At 46.5% G+C, this 16,607-nt stretch carries 11 protein-coding genes and 1 pseudogene; 7 read left to right on the plus strand and 5 right to left on the minus strand.

What is annotated here, in order from left to right; all coding sequences use genetic code 11:
* Positions 1-11: 11 nt before the first annotated feature.
* Together MC7420_RS23935 and MC7420_RS23940 are read right to left on the minus strand one after the other, a co-directional pair.
* Positions 12-2,456 carry a CHASE2 domain-containing protein gene (locus tag MC7420_RS23935; RefSeq protein WP_006103717.1) on the minus strand — a complete coding sequence of 815 codons (2,445 nt, stop codon included), beginning with the start codon at positions 2,454-2,456 and terminating at the stop codon, positions 12-14.
* Between the two features lie 91 nt (positions 2,457-2,547).
* Positions 2,548-3,885 carry an AAA-like domain-containing protein gene (locus MC7420_RS23940; protein ID WP_044209354.1) on the minus strand — a complete coding sequence of 446 codons (1,338 nt, stop codon included), beginning with the start codon at positions 3,883-3,885 and terminating at the stop codon, positions 2,548-2,550.
* A gap of 598 nt (positions 3,886-4,483) precedes the next feature.
* On the opposite strand from MC7420_RS23940, the gene MC7420_RS35635 reads away from it, so the two are divergent.
* Positions 4,484-5,416 (plus strand): XDD3 family exosortase-dependent surface protein, encoded by a 933-nt coding sequence (locus MC7420_RS35635; RefSeq protein WP_006103647.1) that lies wholly within the window; start codon positions 4,484-4,486, stop codon positions 5,414-5,416.
* Between the two features lie 350 nt (positions 5,417-5,766).
* On the opposite strand, the gene MC7420_RS23950 is transcribed toward MC7420_RS35635, so the two are convergent.
* Positions 5,767-6,024: a DUF7219 family protein gene (locus tag MC7420_RS23950; protein ID WP_006103690.1), complete on the minus strand. Its 258-nt coding sequence runs from the start codon at positions 6,022-6,024 to the stop codon at positions 5,767-5,769.
* 526 nt (positions 6,025-6,550) lie between these two features.
* On the opposite strand from MC7420_RS23950, the gene purC reads away from it, so the two are divergent.
* From purC to lpxB, 6 genes are all read left to right on the plus strand, one after another.
* Positions 6,551-7,285, plus strand: coding sequence for a phosphoribosylaminoimidazolesuccinocarboxamide synthase (gene purC, locus MC7420_RS23955; protein ID WP_006103528.1), 735 nt, complete (start codon positions 6,551-6,553; stop codon positions 7,283-7,285).
* A 330-nt stretch (positions 7,286-7,615) separates the two neighbouring features.
* A complete protein-coding gene (locus MC7420_RS23960; RefSeq protein ID WP_006103536.1) occupies positions 7,616-10,252 on the plus strand; it encodes a BamA/TamA family outer membrane protein in 2,637 nt (878 codons plus the stop codon).
* Positions 10,253-10,435: 183 nt separating this feature from the next.
* Positions 10,436-11,356 (plus strand): UDP-3-O-acyl-N-acetylglucosamine deacetylase, encoded by a 921-nt coding sequence (lpxC, locus tag MC7420_RS23965; RefSeq protein ID WP_044209357.1) that lies wholly within the window; start codon positions 10,436-10,438, stop codon positions 11,354-11,356.
* 164 nt (positions 11,357-11,520) lie between these two features.
* Positions 11,521-12,033 carry a 3-hydroxyacyl-ACP dehydratase FabZ gene (gene fabZ / locus MC7420_RS23970; RefSeq protein WP_006103662.1) on the plus strand — a complete coding sequence of 171 codons (513 nt, stop codon included), beginning with the start codon at positions 11,521-11,523 and terminating at the stop codon, positions 12,031-12,033.
* A 218-nt stretch (positions 12,034-12,251) separates the two neighbouring features.
* Positions 12,252-13,079: an acyl-ACP--UDP-N-acetylglucosamine O-acyltransferase gene (gene lpxA, locus MC7420_RS23975; RefSeq protein WP_006103699.1), complete on the plus strand. Its 828-nt coding sequence runs from the start codon at positions 12,252-12,254 to the stop codon at positions 13,077-13,079.
* A gap of 221 nt (positions 13,080-13,300) precedes the next feature.
* On the plus strand, positions 13,301-14,629 hold the full coding sequence (gene lpxB / locus MC7420_RS42840) for a lipid-A-disaccharide synthase (RefSeq protein ID WP_006103702.1): 1,329 nt from the start codon (positions 13,301-13,303) through the stop codon (positions 14,627-14,629).
* Between the two features lie 312 nt (positions 14,630-14,941).
* Here the strand turns inward: lpxB and MC7420_RS23985 are convergent.
* Together MC7420_RS23985 and MC7420_RS38460 are read right to left on the minus strand one after the other, a co-directional pair.
* Positions 14,942-16,304: pseudogene (locus MC7420_RS23985) on the minus strand (IS4 family transposase).
* A 10-nt stretch (positions 16,305-16,314) separates the two neighbouring features.
* The gene (locus MC7420_RS38460) at positions 16,315-16,509 is read right to left on the minus strand and encodes a hypothetical protein (RefSeq protein ID WP_157453301.1); all 195 of its coding nucleotides are present in this window, start codon (positions 16,507-16,509) and stop codon (positions 16,315-16,317) included.
* Between the last annotated feature and the right edge of the window lie 98 nt (positions 16,510-16,607).

The raw sequence follows: 16,607 nt of genomic DNA on the forward strand, positions 1-16,607 counted from the left end.
ATAATAAAGGGCTAAGGTTCCCTTACTACGAACGAATAAAGGGCTAAAGTTCCTTTACTACAGACTAAGGCGATCGCGGATGGGATTAGGGGTATCCAATAGCCGTGAATTAATAGAATTAAACTGAGTCCTGATAATAAAACTAATGCTGTACATAAGGCGAGGATTTGGTAGGGGTGTTTGGGGATTAACTGAACCAATACTCCACCGATGAAGGAACAGCCGCAAATCCATAATACTTCACTCCAAAAATTCCCCGGTTGAATTAAGGGACGTTGATCGAGTACCGCGCTGAGTATCTGACTCACCCCATGCGCCTGAATTTCTAAGCCGCGCATTTCTCCGTAGGGGGTAGAGAAGCTATCTTTTATACTGGTGGCGGTAACGCCTATTAATATTACTCGATTCTTGACCCATTGGGGATTAATTTGATTTTGGAGAACTTCGGTTAAGGTTACGGATTGGGCGATGGGTTGAGCCGCACGGTAGTTGAGGAGGATTTGTTGACCTCTAAAATCATAGCGTTGATATCCTCCCGCACGGGGGTTTAAATCGGTAAAGATAACATCCTTAAGCTGTAAGTTGCCGTTTTTGGCGGTAAATTTTGGTAAAATTGTCTCGGCGGCTAAATAGCGAAAGGCGAGTTGAACGTTGAGGGCGTAGGGGGTGGGACAGGGTGAAATTGAAGGGACTTTTTGATATAATAACTGGCGGCGTAGTGGTCCGGTTTCGGTGTTTTGGCTGTCTACTAATACATTACTAAAGCCGAGATTTTGCCAGGGAATATCGGGGAAAGAGGCGGTTCCTTGATCGCTTTCACTGCTAACTTTACAAATATGAATCACCTGATTGGTTTGGCGTAGATAGGTGGGTAAATCGACGGATGAGGTGATGGTGCGATCGCGATAGTGAATCGGGTTATCTCGATAGATGTCTAAGCCGATTACTCGCGGTTGCATTGATTCCAGTTTCTGCAATAATTGGACTAGAATGTCATCGGATAACGGATAGCGGTATTGGTTGATATCGGCTTCGGTTATTTTCACCAGCAAGAGGCGCGAGTCTACGGCTTCGGTTGGGCGCAATCGGATTAATCCATCCAAGGCTTGTAATTCTAACCCTTGTAATAAGCCAAGCGATCGCACGCCAATTACCACCACGCTGACAACTCCACTCAGGATCGGAATTGTCCAAGCTGGGGTCTTGACAGAATGCTCATTTTGTGCTGGAAGTTGGGATTTGACCCATTGGCGATTAAAGATGGATTGGTAGATGGGGTTATGAACCCTGAGTTTACCCTGACGCTGAACTACTAATCCGGAGAGTAGCAATTCCTGTTGGGTGTGACTCTCATCGGTGGGGATTTCTCCTCGGTGTAGGATTTGCTGATAGAGGCGAAGTAAGGGGATTGAACCATGGTGACTGAGGAGAATGCGATCGCGTATCGTTCTCAGATGTTCGGGATGATCAGTGAATTCCCAGTTTACCAGAATCTGCGATCGCACGATTTGTTTCACCAATTCCCGTTCATTGTTGGTGCGACTGATTTTCTCAATAACGCTTCTCGATACTCTCTCTAATGGAAGCCAACCCGCTTGACTGATTCCCAGGGTTTTCCCTATAAAGTTATCACGGGAATCAATACCTTGACTCAACCCACTATTCTTAATCATCCTATCCAAGGAAGAATCACAGAATCGTTGCACTAAATGACATAACTTTTGGGTGAGAAACGGTTGACCTGCTGTCCAATATAATATTGATTCTAGCACTTTGCGTGGATGCTGAACTTTTCCCTCAAACCCTTGGGTTAAAATCAGGGCTTCATCTAGTTTAAACCCCTGTAATTCAATCGCTTTGCCAATATTAAACGGCGTTTTAGTTTTATCTTGGATTAAATCCGATGGGCTAGCCACTCCTAACAAAGCAAAGGTTAAACGCTGATAGCGTTTCTTTGTATCTCGTCCATTGTAGTAGGCTCGAATTAAGGCAAAGAAATCATCGGTGGGAAAGGATAAATTTAGGGTACTGTCGATTTCATCAATAAAAATGACTAAATTTTGAGGGATAATATCTAGGACAACCGCCTCAATAAATTCTCCTAACCGCTGTACAGGGGATAAGGAGTCATGTTCATCCCACCACAGTTTCCATTTGACGCGATTTGCTAGTCGTAATTCACTGACTAAACGCAAAGCAATTCCCTTATACCATTGTTGTTCGTTCGCCTGACGCCCAATCCGAGTTAAATCAACTACCGCACAGACAATTCCTTCGGCTTCCAGACGTTTTTGGGTGTGTACTCGTAAGCTTGATTTACCCATTTGTCGGGAATTGAGGATATAGCAGAATTCGCCAGCTTTTAATCCTTCATAGAGTTTTTTATCTGCTGAACGTATAACATAGCTTGTCGCATTTGGTGGTAAGCTTCCGCCTACATGATAGTCATTTGTCATTTGTCATTTGTCATTCGTCACTCTCGTTACCAAGCCGAGTCTGGAATGCTATTAGGGAGGCTACGCCTCCCGTCAAAGGCTAAAGCCATTACTACGAACCCTCCCCAAAATTAGCCAAGCGAGAACCAAAATAGTCACGATAAAGCTCACATCTAATTGTTACCTTATTTCTAGTTAGATGCACCAGCCCCAGACTTTCAAGCTGATAGGCAAGTTTTGATGCTAATTCTACATCATTATTGGTATCCACCACCTTTTTCAGCGCCGGGATCAAGGCTGGATTGTCCTGCAATTCGCGCCAAATATTTCGTAAATAACTCCCATAAATCCCTGATTCCGTCGCCGCTTCATTCAATAGCTGAGTTAAGGTCATCGTTCCCAATGGTTGTAGTTCAACCAACGCTTTTTTAATTAAACCCGGATGTCCTCCCACCCGATTTATTAATAAAGTAACATCCTGCTGACTTAATACCTGTTTATGCTGTTGAGCTAACTCAGTCACCTGTTCGGCTGTAAATTCTGATAGGGAAATCGTTCTTCCCACATTAAACGGTGAGTGATTGATATCCAGCGGAATATAAGCTTCGGTCGAATGAGACACAATTAATCGAAGTTTTTGCCAATTATCAATAATTTTACTATCTTCATGCCATGCCCGTAGCATTCCAAAGAAATCTTGTGCAATAGGTAAATGCGTAAAAAGTCGATCAACCGTGTCCAAACCTAAAACTAGAGGGCGATCAATTTGTTCTAATAAATAGTCCTGAAAATAAGCAGAACAGTTATCATTACTACTGAGATCCACATCCCAATAGTCTTGGAGTTGCAGCGGTTTTTGTAGCTGACGACTGATACTGATACAAAACCAACGCAAAAATTGATCGAGATCTTGCACCACCGATTCTTCCGGTTTGCACAAATTTAAATAGACTCTGTGATAGCCTTGTTGTTGAGCCGAATTCAACAATTTTGCCATTAACTCCGTCTTCCCCATTTGCCGTGGTGCCTTAATCCGAATTAACGCACCCGGTTCCAAAAGAGTTTGATAACAGAGGGATTCAATCTGCGGGCGTTCGACGTAAAGATGATTCGCGATTGGAGAGGGGTGAGGAAAAGCCGTCTCCTTGATTCCCCCTTTGCCATCCCCTTGACAGAGTATATATCCCTTTTTCAACCAATCTCTGACTATCTTAAACTTTCCCTTTTTATCAGTATGAAGCTGAGGACAACTGGTGACTAAATGAGTATACACTCCCTTTCCCAGCCGCCGTTGCAGCGTCACTTCACTAATATTCAAATCCTGTGCGACTTGGATATCAGAACGGGGCAAATTCCGCTCATTAAACCGAACCAAGAACGCTTGTCGCTCATCTTCTTCAAACAAATCATGAGTATCCGCGACTCGTTGTAGAAATGCATCCCATAACATATAGCTATTTTCCTGTAATAACCTGTAGGGGTGAGTTTAGCCTATAACCAGAGGATACCACCGATAACGTCTCAACAAAACCCACCCTGACTTAAGATGAATGGCACTGACTTTAGAGTTTGTAGTAAGCGCTTTAGCGCTTCTGGCACTAAAGTGCCTACTACGAACCCAGCTTAAGTCAGTGACATTCGACTTAAGATGGTGATACCTTTTGATACCTTTTGATACCTTTTGATACTTTCTGTAAATTTCCCAGCGCTAGATTAGCGGGCAAATTGATAGGTTGCGGGGGGTTAAGGGCAGTAAGTTTACCCTTTAATAAAGATAGTCAGAAAATCCACAATTGGAGCGAGGCAAGGCTAATCTCGCCGGATTTCCCATTTTCCAAGGACAAAGGAAAAATGACAGATTACAAATACGAACCTGAGTTTGTATCGGTTTACAAATAAAACGCTAACCTCTGTACACTATGCAGTATTCTAGTCGTAGGGTGCGTTAGCGAAGCGTAACGCACCAGGTTCGCTCCAGCCTCGTCATGAAACCCAACAGAATTTAGGGCTAAAGTTCCCTGACTCCATAACAGTTTAAGGAGAAAACCATGTCTAATCGTAATACACTATTAATTAGCGCAAAACTGATTAGTTTAATCGCTGCAATCGGCTTAATTTTGCCCACAGGAGAAGCCGCAAAAGCCGCCACATTACGAGCCTTAAATGAAGGCTCTGTTCTCAGTATATTTGAAGAATGTCTTAACGATGGTGGCGCACTTGATACGGGGAAAAAACCCAGACCAAAACCTAGTGATGACGCCCCCTGGGATCATAGTCAAGATTCCCCCAATGATGGCGTTGATGGCGATATTATTGGCGGTAAAGATAATCGCTATGAACTCTACGGGATGTCTATCAAAGAAACAGTTGATAGCATTTTGGTTGTTCTCAATGGCAATATGCCTTTAACCGGTGTAGAGGGAACTGGCGCGGATGACGGGAATACAGGTTGGGGTGATTTATTCATTAACTTGACTGATCAAGACTTTACCACCGCCAGTGACGCGGGTGATTTATTTGCCGTTCGTTTCTCTCCCAACAGTGATTCCGGCGCACCCGAAGTGGGTCTATACGCCAATGTTACCGCCAAAAGTGTTACAGGAGAAAACAATGGTTTTAGCAGCATAGAAGCCTATAATAATGCTGTGGTTACCCGTGACTGTATTCCCGGTTTATGTGAACCCAGTTTCGGGGATTTACCCGCCACAACAACCTATTTTGATCAAGGTCAAAGTCTCAACTCTATTGCATCGGGAGAGTTTATTGCCGATATTATATATCTGAGCGATTCTGATTTAATAACGGCAGGTTACGACTTAAATCAGTTTGATGGCAACCACAATATTGCGTTTAAGTTTGATAAATCCGGTATTTGCGAACGGGATTACTGTGAATCTGTACCTGAACCGGGTACAGTGTTTGGGTTAGCCACCGTCGGCTTGATTTTTGCCAGTCAAATCAGCAAGCGTCGTCGGATGTAAAGTAGGGCATTCTTGAGCCTTAGTTGTCACAGTAAGCTGTCATGCATTTAAATTGGGTATTAGTAGCGAGCAAGATGCAAAGCCTGCGGCATGGCTTCGCTAAACGCACTACAAGGATTAGACTTGATGTGATATACCAAAAAAAGAGCAGAACAGAGCTGTCCTAGAGTTGCTGTACTACACCGTGTTAGAAAGTGCTGTAAGTGAGGTACACAGACAGATCCCCGACTTCTCCAAGAAGTCGGGATCTTGATGAATTCCCCTGTTCCCAACTTCAACCCTAAACGGGCGACCCGAGTTGATTAAGTAAACACAATTGTTCATTAATACAACCGGGTCGCCCCTACAGGTTATTTCTCCCTGTCATCCCCACGGAAAGGATGCTGACCAACTGCCAGTTCTTGTTTACTTTGTCTCAAATTATGCCACAACTCTTTAATTTGTTTATAGGCAGCTTCGGGTTCAACTTTACCTGCGGTTTCTAAGTTGCAAATATAGTTTACCTTTTGCGCGAATTCCTGTAAATTAGCATTAAACACTAAATTTTCTGGTTTGACATCGCCGTAATAGCGACTGCGTGGATATAAAAACTCATCTCTATCGGTCATTTGGATCTCCTTTGATAAAAGTTATTGTCGATAAACTATAATCTAATTTCCCCTAGTGCAGTGCTGCGGAAATACTTGAGCAGTTTCGTAGATACGATGAAGCTGGAGGAGATATTAGCTGTTCAGTGATTTCTGCCTTCTTGCACTAGACTAACGCGGCGCAAGTTTCCCATCAGCGAAGTGGATCACAGGTCACTACTCAGAAGTCAACGCCTCACGGATGGGTCCTAGGACATCGGTCAAGAAACCGGGTTTCTTTGGGTGAAAGCTTGATATTTCGTGGTTATCCTCATGAGAAACCCGGTTTCTCGGAATACTAAGGACAGTGTCTAAGAGGTTTGCCATTCTCATCTGACTCAGAATAATTAATGGTACAAATTTTTTAGACTTCCACCATCTACTATTGTAGTGAATTTGACCTCAACTACCCAGCATCGCCCTGGGGGACAGCCTGAAGTAGGGGTTTGGTCACCAAACCCCTACTGCACTATCCTGATTCAATGAATCTATCGAGCCAACTCTGATCATGTCTCAACCGCAAAAACTTTACGAAGGCAAAGCCAAAATCCTTTATCCGACGGAAGATCCAGAGATTCTCCTAAGCGTCTACAAAGATGATGCGACTGCCTTTAATGCCCAAAAGCGAGGTCAAATCGTCGGTAAAGGCGAAATGAATTGCGCGATCGCGGCTCACTTGTTTAAGTTTCTGGAATCTCAAGGCATTCGTACCCATTTCATCGACTGTCCCACCTCCAACCAGATGCGCGTCAAGCGGGTGACAATCTTGCCCGTGGAAGTTGTGGTCAGGAACATTGCCGCAGGGAGTCTGTGTCAACAAACTGGATTAGAGCTGGGCAAAGTCCTGCCCAAACCCTTGGTGGAATTCTACTATAAGAAGGACGAATTAGGAGATCCCTTGCTCACTCGCGATCGCTTATTACTCCTAGAACTGGCAACACCCGACCAACTTAACCAGCTAGAACAACTAGCATTACAAGTCAACCAGAGTCTCACCGCCTTTTTCCAAAGCTGCGGTATTACCCTAGTGGACTTTAAGCTAGAATTCGGCATTGATGCCAACCAACAGTTGCTCTTAGCCGATGAAATTAGCCCCGATACCTGTCGTCTGTGGAACCAAGCAGAAACTGATCCCCAACAGCGCGTCATGGACAAAGATCGCTTTCGTCGGGATCTCGGACAGGTTGAACAAGCCTATCAGCAAGTTCTAGAGCGAGTGCTAGCCCAAGACAGCAAAAAGTAGAAGGCAGAGGACACAAAGCTGTAAAGTTTATGAGGTCTGCTTTTTTCTGTGCTTGTTAACGGGTAGGCATGGGAAGCCAAACCGTGCTAGGGGGACTTAATGGCTTCAGAGTAAGCGAGGTGATGAAAATCCTGGTATTTTGTCCTTTATCAGTTAAATGATGACATCTTAAGTTTAAAGCAACTCAAGGTCAGATCCTAAGTCAACTTAATCAAGCTTGTTCAGTAGGCGATCGCTCAACTGAATAACAAGCAGTGAACAACGGATAAAAGCTGATCGCAACCCTTGCAATCAACGTGGTGTGTGGACGTGTCAAAAAATCTGAGGATCATGCGCTTATCTCCTTTATTAACGGCAATTCTCGCTGTAACGGCTAGCATTGGTTTATCCAACTCCCCTAGCCATGGGCAAACGACTGACCAGCCTATCCGGGACTTTGACCCCAGTCAACGGGATGGGTTAAAAGACCATGAGAAAATGGGGATGCCAGACTACCCCGACGCAACAACGGCTCAACATTGGCTGAGTGAAGCCGTTAATGAAACCAGCGAATCGATAACAACCCGTCCTAGAGGTGAGGTAAAATCGAATTCCCAGCCGATTCAGGACAATCCAGCGATTCATCAAATTGAGCTGGATTCAACGCCATTAACATCGGTTCAACCAACACATCAGAGGCGAATTCATCACCATGATGTTGCTTCTCCTCGATTCGCTCAAGTCATTGACGAATCTCCACAAGAAACCAACGCATCGACAAAAGACAATCCTAGAGGTGAGGTAGAATCGAATTCCCAGCCAATTCAGGAAAATCCAGCTACTCATCAAATTGAGCTGGGTTCAACGCCATTACCATTGGTCAAACCCACAAATCATGGGGGAGTTCATCACCAAGCTGTTTCTTCTCCTCGGTTCGCTCAAGTCATTGACGAACCTCCAACAGAAACGACCGAATCAGCTACAAATAGTCCGAGAAGTAAGACAGAATCAACAATTAACCCCACAACCCTAAATCATCTAGCCCTTCATGCCATAACAACGCCAACGGTGACGCCAACGCCGCCGCTAATTGCCCAAGTTCAAGTTCCGCCAACTGACGCACCAACGCCGCCCACCAATCAGCCAGAACCACGAGTCCTGGTCTCAGAAGTCGTCATTGACTTCCAGGATTACACCGGACCTCAAGAGCAACTGGAAAACGAGATTTTTCGCGCCATTAGCACCCGACCCGGATTGGCAACCACTCGCTCTCAGTTACAGCAAGATGTGAATGCCGTCTTTGCCACAGGTTTCTTCAGAAGTGTGGACGTTGTACCCGAAGATACTCCCTTGGGTGTGCGGATTACCTTTGTCGTCGAACCTAACCCCGTACTGCGTCAGGTGGCGGTGAATACGGTTCCCCCAGCAGCCGAAGCGCGGGTTCTACCTCAGGAGGTGGTTGATCAGATTTTCCAAGAGCAATATGGTGAAATTCTTAACCTGAATGACCTCCAACAAGGCATTCAACGGTTAAACGACTGGTATCAAGAACAGGGATACGACCTGGCTCAAGTGGTTGATGCCTCAGATGTCAATGATGATGGCATTGTCACCGTGACTGTGGCAGAAGGTGTGATTGAAGAGATTGCCGTCCGCTATCTTGATGAAGAGGGAGAACCCATCCTGAATGACGAAGGTGAGCAAATTCGTTTACTCACGGCAGAGGATGAACCCATTGGTGGGCGTACCCGTCCCTTTATCATCACCAGAGAAATGCAACTCGATGAAGGGGATGTATTTAACCGCCAAATTGCTGAACGGGATTTGCGACGAGTTTTTGGTCTAGGACTTTTTGATGACGTGCGCCTCTCCTTTGCTCCCGGAACTGACCCCCGTCGGGTTGTGGTAGTGGTGGATGTGATTGAGAAAAACACAGGCTCCCTGGCGGCTGGGGCGGGAGTTAGCTCCGCCAGTGGCTTATTTGGTACAGTGAGCTATCAGCAGCAAAACCTTGGTGGCAATAACCAAACCCTGGGAGCAGAATTCCAGGTGGGAGAACGCGCCCTGCTGTTTGACCTGCGCTTTACAGACCCTTGGATTGCTGGCGATCCCTTCCGCACTTCCTATACCGTGAATGCCTTCCGCCGCCGCTCGATTTCCCTGATTTTCGACGGCGGTGATCCTGAGGTCGAACTCCCCAATGGCGATCGCCCTCGTGTGGTGCGTACAGGGGGTGGAGTCAACTTTACTCGTCCCTTATCCCGCGATCTCTATCGCCGTTCTGAATGGACAGCCTCAGCCGGATTTGAATTTCAAAATGTGTCGATTCGGGACTCTGATGGTGACCTGACTCCAGAGGATGAACTCGGAAACGATTTAAGCTTCAGTGGCGACGGTGAAGACGACCTGTTTACCCTGCAACTGGGGGCGGTGCGCGATCGCCGCAATAATCCCCTACGACCCACTAGTGGTTCTCTGCTCAGATTCGGCGTTGAACAGACGATTCCGATTGGTCAAGGGAGTATCTTTCTCAATCGCCTACGCGGGAGTTACAGTTACTATCTTCCTGTAGAATTTACCGATTTCACTGAAGGAGCCGAAGCCCTTGCCTTTAACGTGCAAGCCGGAACCGCGATCGGAGACTTACCCCCCTACGAAGCTTTTTCTCTGGGTGGGAGTAACTCAGTACGCGGTTACGATGAGGGAGAAGTGGGTTCAGGTCGCAGCTTTATCCAAGCCACCGCTGAATACCGTTTCCCGATTATCTCTGTGGTGGGCGGTGCTTTATTTGTTGACTTTGCCAGCGATCTCGGCACAGGTGATGATGTACCCGGTGAACCTGCGATCGTTCGCGATAAACCTGGCACCGGCTTTGGCTATGGAATTGGTATCCGAGTCCAATCTCCCCTGGGTCCGATTCGTGTGGATTATGGGTTTAATGATGAGGGAGACAGCCGTCTCCATTTCGGTATTGGAGAACGCTTTTAACGGTTGAGGAAGTTGGGGGAGTTATCAGTGAGCAGTGAGCAGTTATCAGGAGATGGGGGAGATTGTTTAGGGGCGGGTTTCACGACTATCGTTTGAAATGGTGCGTTAGCGAAACGTAACGCACCCTACACCCGCCCCGACTTGACCAATGACCAATGACCAATGACCAATGACCAATGACCAATGACAAACTACACTTTGGGTGCTGCTTTTGAACGATCAGGGATTGGATTGCACAGTGGGATTACTACCACGGTTCGCGTCTTGCCTGCTGCGGCTGGGATGGGACGTTATTTTGTCCGAGTTGACTTGCCAGGAAAACCGATGATTCCAGCGCGAGTGGAGGCTGTCTCTACTACGATGCTTTCGACTCAGTTGAGGGCGGGAAAGGGTGAGACTTCTGCCGACTCCGAGGTGACGGTGAGAACCGTCGAACACCTCCTTGCTGCTCTCGCTGGGAGTGGAGTGGACGATGCTTGTATTGAAATTGACGGACCCGAAGTTCCCCTGCTGGATGGTTCAGCATTGGCTTGGATCAAAGCGATTCAGGAGGTGGGGATGGTTGAGAGTGAACGCCCACAACACTCGTCTCATCTCTCTTTCCTGGCTTCCCCGATTGTTATTGAGGAACCCATCTGGATTTGTCAAGACGATGCCTTTGTCGCCGCCTTACCTGCACCGATAACTCGATTTACATACGGGATTGATTTTGAGAACCCAGCCATTGGCAATCAATGGCATAGCTGGACACCGGAACAGGAGCATTTTGCTGACGCGATCGCACCAGCGCGAACCTTTGGTTTAGCCAACCAAGTTGACCAACTCCGCGATCGCGGTTTAATTAAAGGCGGTAGCTTGGAGAATGCCTTAGTTTGCGGCGATCACGGCTGGTTGAATCCGCCCTTGCGATTTTCAAATGAGCCAGTGCGTCATAAACTTTTAGATTTAGTAGGGGATTTGAGTTTATTGGGGAAATTTCCTGTCGCTCACGTCCTCGCCTACAAAGCCAGTCACACTCTGCATATTCAATTAGCGAGATTACTGGCTCAACAAATCGGCGCTGGGGATGTCAGTCGTCAATCATCAGCCGTCATTGGCAATTGATCACTACTGACAACTCAACCCTTGCTGATCCAAGTTCCTAGTGTGGCGGATGCCAAACAAAATGACTAGGATTCAATCCGCTTGCAGTCTGGATACGTTTACAGATTCACTCGCCTGGTTACTGAACGCTGCTCACTGGTACTCGTTTTTATCCTAATTTACTCATGTCTACCTTGATTGACGTTAACACTCACGATGATTCCACTGACAATGCCAACCCTAATCAGTCTGAATCATCCACGAAAACAGTTTTTACGGTTGAAGACATTCATAAACTCCTACCCCATCGCTATCCTTTTGCCTTAGTTGACCGCATTATTGAATATGTGCCGGGAAAACTAGCGGTTGGGCTCAAGAATGTCACGTTTAATGAACCCTATTTCCAAGGGCATTTTCCGGGACGCCCGATGATGCCGGGGGTGATGATTGTCGAAGCGATGGCTCAAGTTGGTGGCATTGTTTTAAAACAAATGGCTGATGTAGATGATGCCTTATTTGTGTTTGCCGGAATTGATAAAGTTCGCTTTCGTCGTCCTGTCGTACCGGGTGATCAACTGATCCTGACAACGGAACTCATATCGGTTAAACGCCGTCGTTTTGGAAAGATGCAAGCTCGTGCAGTCGTTGACGATCAGCGAGTTGCTGAAGGGGAATTGATGTTTTCTCTAGTTGAATAGCTCCCAATTGCGCTATCCCAAATTCGGGTTAGCGCTCCCGGATTCTTCATCCTGTCGCACCTGAATCTCTTGAGGCGTCGGTATAAATGATTATACCTAAAATTTCTGCGATCGCTTAACCTGACATTTAATCCTACGGCTCCCCAAAATTTAGTATGTCCCCTGTTCAACCTTCCTTTGACGTACCAGCCTGTTCACAACTCAAATAGGATTGCTCTATGGCAACAACATTAATTCATCCGACTGCTGTAATCCACCCTGGCGCCCAACTCCATCCGACAGTTCAAATTGGTGCTTATGCAGTCATTGGCGATAATGTAAAAGTGGGTTCACAGACGAAGATTGGGGCGCACGTAGTTCTCGAAGGACCGACGGAAATTGGTGAGAGAAACCAAATATTTCCTGGGGCAGCGATTGGCTTAGAACCGCAAGACTTAAAATATGATGGGGCACCAAGTTGGGTCAGAATTGGTGATGATAATCGGATTCGGGAATATGTCACGATTAACCGAGCAACGGGTGCGGGAGAAGCGACAGTTATTGGCAATAATAATCTGTTGATGGCTTATGTTCACGTTGCTCACAATTGCCTGTTAGAAAACTCAGTGATTATCGCCAATGGAGTCGCCTTAGCCGGACATGTTCATATTGAATCAAAAGCAACCATTGGTGGCGTTTTAGGCATTCATCAATTTGTCCACATTGGGCGTCTAGCCATGGTGGGGGGAATGAGTCGCATTGATCGAGATGTACCCCCTTATATGTTAGTAGAAGGCAATCCTGCACGAGTGCGATCGCTCAATTTAGTGGGTCTCAAAAGAGCGGGAATCAACGGCGAGTCCCTAGGAGACTTAAAAAAGGCATTTCAGACACTCTATCGCTCTGATTACACCTTCAATCAAGCCGTAGAACAACTCCATCTAATCTCTGAGCATGAACAGGTACAGCACCTACGCCTATTCTTAGAGCGATCGCAATTACCTGGGCGGCGTGGTTCGATTCCAGGGCGTCGTTTTCATCATAGTCAAGACACGGAGAAGTGTTGAGTGTTATATCGTTTGAAAGGTGCGTTACTTGCAATGGTGCGTTATACCGAGTTGCGTTCTATCATGTCATTGGAGAGCGAAGCGAAGAATCTGGACAGATGCTTCGCGTCACTCCGTTTCACTGCGTTTTGCTCAGCATGACAGATTCTACCCTAGACTGCAACTTAGTATTACGCTGCGCTAACGCACCCTACGCACTCTACATCTATGACAAATGACAAATGACCAAAAAAACAATTTTTATTAGTACGGGTGAAGTCTCCGGTGATTTACAGGGTGCAATGCTCATTGATGCCCTTAAAAAACAAGCCACAAAACAAGGAATCGAGTTAACGATTGTGGCATTAGGGGGCGAAAAAATGGCGCGGGCGGGTGCTACATTATTAGGAAATACAACTGATATTGGCTCAGTTGGACTATTAGAATCTCTGCCCTTTGTTCTACCCACATTAACCATTCAGCGTCGCGCAAAACAATACCTTCAGAATAATCCTCCAGATTTGGTAGTCCTGATTGACTATATGGGACCCAATCTCGGTATTGGCAAGTTTATTCAGCGTCAGCTTCCCCAAGTTCCTGTGGTGTATTACATCGCCCCCCAAGAATGGGTTTGGTCACTATTTCCCCAGAATACAGCCACAATTGTGGAAATGACGAACAAAGTTTTAGCAGTATTTCCCGAAGAAGCCCGTTACTTTGAAGAAAAAGGGGCATCGGTTCATTGGGTTGGTCATCCCCTAGTCGATCGTATCCAATCCTATCCCAGTCGGGAGCAAGCGAGGGCGGCGCTAGGGATTAAACCTGATCAAACCGCGATCGCACTTTTACCCGCCTCCAGACATCAAGAAATCAAATACATGATGCCGATTATCTTTTCCGCCGCCCAGCAACTTCAAGCGAAGTTATCGACTTGTAGAGACGTGCCATGGCACGTCTGGGGAGTAGGGGGAGATAAGTCAACAGTCAATTGTAGGGGCAGGTTTAGCCACTCAGATAAGCTTGTCACTGATAACTTATCAACAAAACCCGCCCTTATTCAAAAGTCAAAACTTGCCCAATCCCCAATTTTCTGGATTCCTCTATCTCATCAAGCCTATCGCCAACCGATTGAAAAAGCCATAAAAGACTATGGACTTCAGGCGAAATTAGTGACAGAAAATACTCAGGAGGTACTGGCTGCTGCTGATTTAGCAATCACTAAATCTGGTACAGTGAATTTGGAATTAGCGCTGCTAAATGTTCCCCAGGTTGTATTTTACCGCGTCAGCCCGTTGACCTACTGGATTGCCCGTACTTTCCTCAACTTTTCCATTCCCTTCATGTCACCCCCAAATTTAGTCGTGATGCGTCCCATCGTCCCTGAATTACTCCAAGAAAATGCGACGCCAGAAAATTTAGTTCGAGAAGCAATGGAACTGTTATTTAATCCCCAGAAACGTCAACAAACCCTGAAAAGTTATCAACAAATGCGTCAATTATTAGGGGAAGTCGGCGTATGCGATCGCGCGGCGTTAGCGATTCTCCAGCTAGTTCACCCCGTAGGTTCGTAGTAAGTTCGTAGTAAGCGCTTTAGCGCTTCTAGTGGCGAAACCCAACATGACCAAGGTTTTCCTTGGGTTGAGCGAAGTCGAAACCCAACCTACAACTGTTAAAATGGGCGCACGCCATGCGCCCCTACAATTCTAATCCTTTGAGGAAATATGCCGTCTGTGTAGGGGCGGGTTCACCTTCATTGGTGTCAACTTAAGCTCAACCCCTCACCCCCAGCCCCTCTCCCACGCCGGGGCTATGCATTACCCACATCTTTCTTAAACATTGTGCGATCGCGTTTTCAAGCCGTTAGTTAAAATGGAACTTAATAGCTAGGAGTGAAGTAACTGCCAGGTAGCAGCGATATCTTGTAGTCTCTGCCAACCGCGCCAAATAGTTTTGACTCCAGGTTCACCATCATGTTTACGCCCTAAGAAACCGCCGAGTTGAGCAATCCAACCAACGGCTTGCCGGAGAGAAGGAGGTTGTTGTGGAGGTATAGGTTGAGAGTGAATAGTACAATAGAGAGCTTGCCACTCATGGGTCTGTAAAACAGTATCGCAAGGTGTATCAGGACTAGAGCGAGCTTGATAAGTGAGCCACAATAAGCGCCAAGCAACAATGGAATAAGTAGCCAAAGCACACTCAATACGCTCTCGTGTTTCCAATTGTAGTTGTTCGAGGTGACAACCGCTTTTAAGAACGTAGTGATAGCGTTCAATCAGCCAGCGAAAAGAGTACCATCGTATACATTGGACAGCTTCATCAAAACTATTGACAGGTAGGGTGGTTAACAATAACCAGCAAATGGGTGTGGTATCCTTGGGTGGATGAGATTCAGTAGCTAATACCACTTGAAGAGTAACTGGAGACAGTTTAGCTCTTTGGAGATGATGGCGAGGTGGTTGTATCTCTAGGGTAGCAAAGCGAACGGTTAGGGTAGCTTGCCTCTGGGGTCGCTGACCGTTACGAGGTACAGTAATGGTGACAATCCCGCAACTGGCGCTTGCTCATGCTGGCGTGCAAATACTTGGCTTGATGGTCAACACGACGATTATGAGTACCTCGGATCAATAGATGCGATCGCCTTTGACGAGTCATGGCAAATAAATCGTAAATATCCGCTTCGCGATCGGCAATCGTCACCACCTCTATGTCTTCAGGTAAGGCTAACTCGGTCGCAACGGAAGCACTTAGCCAGCATTGACTTTCTTTGTCGGCAGTCTGCCTTTGACGACGAGTATGTCGCTTGCCTACCTCTTGTGGATTACGTGCCCACACTTGTTGGTGTAGTACTCCTAAGGGTACGCCCAAGGTACTCACCGCCAACACCGAATGAACTTTTAATCCCGTCACCATTGGCTTGCTACTAATCGGACCCATACCCTTCTTGCTCGGATGGTGAGTGAAGTTGAGATCCGTTGTGTCTTGTATTGCCAAGACAACACTATGCTCTTGTGACCGTTCCACAGTACTGATTTGATGAGACAAACGGATGTCATCGGGTTTGATGCGTGGTGATTTCCACAAGTTGTAGGTAGCTTTGGTTGCTGCCCAATTTCCACAAGCCGTTGGAATGCTTTCATTCGGCTGTGCGGCTAAGTCTTCGACAATTTTAACCAGGCGTTTATTTCGCCGAGCATCACCTAAGTTAGCGTACCGCAATTCTTGGGCTGCCCATCGAAGTTCTTTCATTTCTTTATTTTCAGATGCGAATGCCACAAGAAGGGATTATAATCTCTGGCTCCTGATACATCCAGTCAGGCAATCCCATCCCGTAACCCGATCGCATCTGTAAACCAGCAATTGTACTGACTTGGACTACACAATTGCGCTCAGTCCCGCCAGATCGTGACGCGATCGCACAATGTTTAAGAAAGATGTGGGTAATGCATAGCACGCCGGGGAGAGGGGAGTCCGGAGTTGGGGTTAGGGGATGAGGGGAATCTATCAAAGGGATAATCAACCGGAATTTGGTATAAATTAGGTATTCCCCGT

The organism is Coleofasciculus chthonoplastes PCC 7420 (assembly GCF_000155555.1).
GTDB classification, from domain to species: domain Bacteria; phylum Cyanobacteriota; class Cyanobacteriia; order Cyanobacteriales; family Coleofasciculaceae; genus Coleofasciculus; species Coleofasciculus chthonoplastes_A.

Bases quoted from the DNA above. Each gene is read 5' to 3' on its own strand.
- MC7420_RS23960 (WP_006103536.1), top strand. From the start codon at position 7,616: ATGCGCTTATCTCCTTTATTAACGGCAATTCTCGCTGTAACGGCTAGC.
- MC7420_RS35635 (WP_006103647.1), top strand. From the start codon at position 4,484: ATGTCTAATCGTAATACACTATTAATTAGCGCAAAACTGATTAGTTTA.
- purC (WP_006103528.1), top strand. From the start codon at position 6,551: ATGTCTCAACCGCAAAAACTTTACGAAGGCAAAGCCAAAATCCTTTAT.
- MC7420_RS23940 (WP_044209354.1), bottom strand. From the start codon at position 3,885: ATGTTATGGGATGCATTTCTACAACGAGTCGCGGATACTCATGATTTG.
- lpxA (WP_006103699.1), top strand. From the start codon at position 12,252: ATGGCAACAACATTAATTCATCCGACTGCTGTAATCCACCCTGGCGCC.
- MC7420_RS23935 (WP_006103717.1), bottom strand. From the start codon at position 2,456: ATGACAAATGACTATCATGTAGGCGGAAGCTTACCACCAAATGCGACA.
- lpxC (WP_044209357.1), top strand. From the start codon at position 10,436: ATGACAAACTACACTTTGGGTGCTGCTTTTGAACGATCAGGGATTGGA.
- MC7420_RS23950 (WP_006103690.1), bottom strand. From the start codon at position 6,024: ATGACCGATAGAGATGAGTTTTTATATCCACGCAGTCGCTATTACGGC.
- fabZ (WP_006103662.1), top strand. From the start codon at position 11,521: ATGTCTACCTTGATTGACGTTAACACTCACGATGATTCCACTGACAAT.
- lpxB (WP_006103702.1), top strand. From the start codon at position 13,301: ATGACCAAAAAAACAATTTTTATTAGTACGGGTGAAGTCTCCGGTGAT.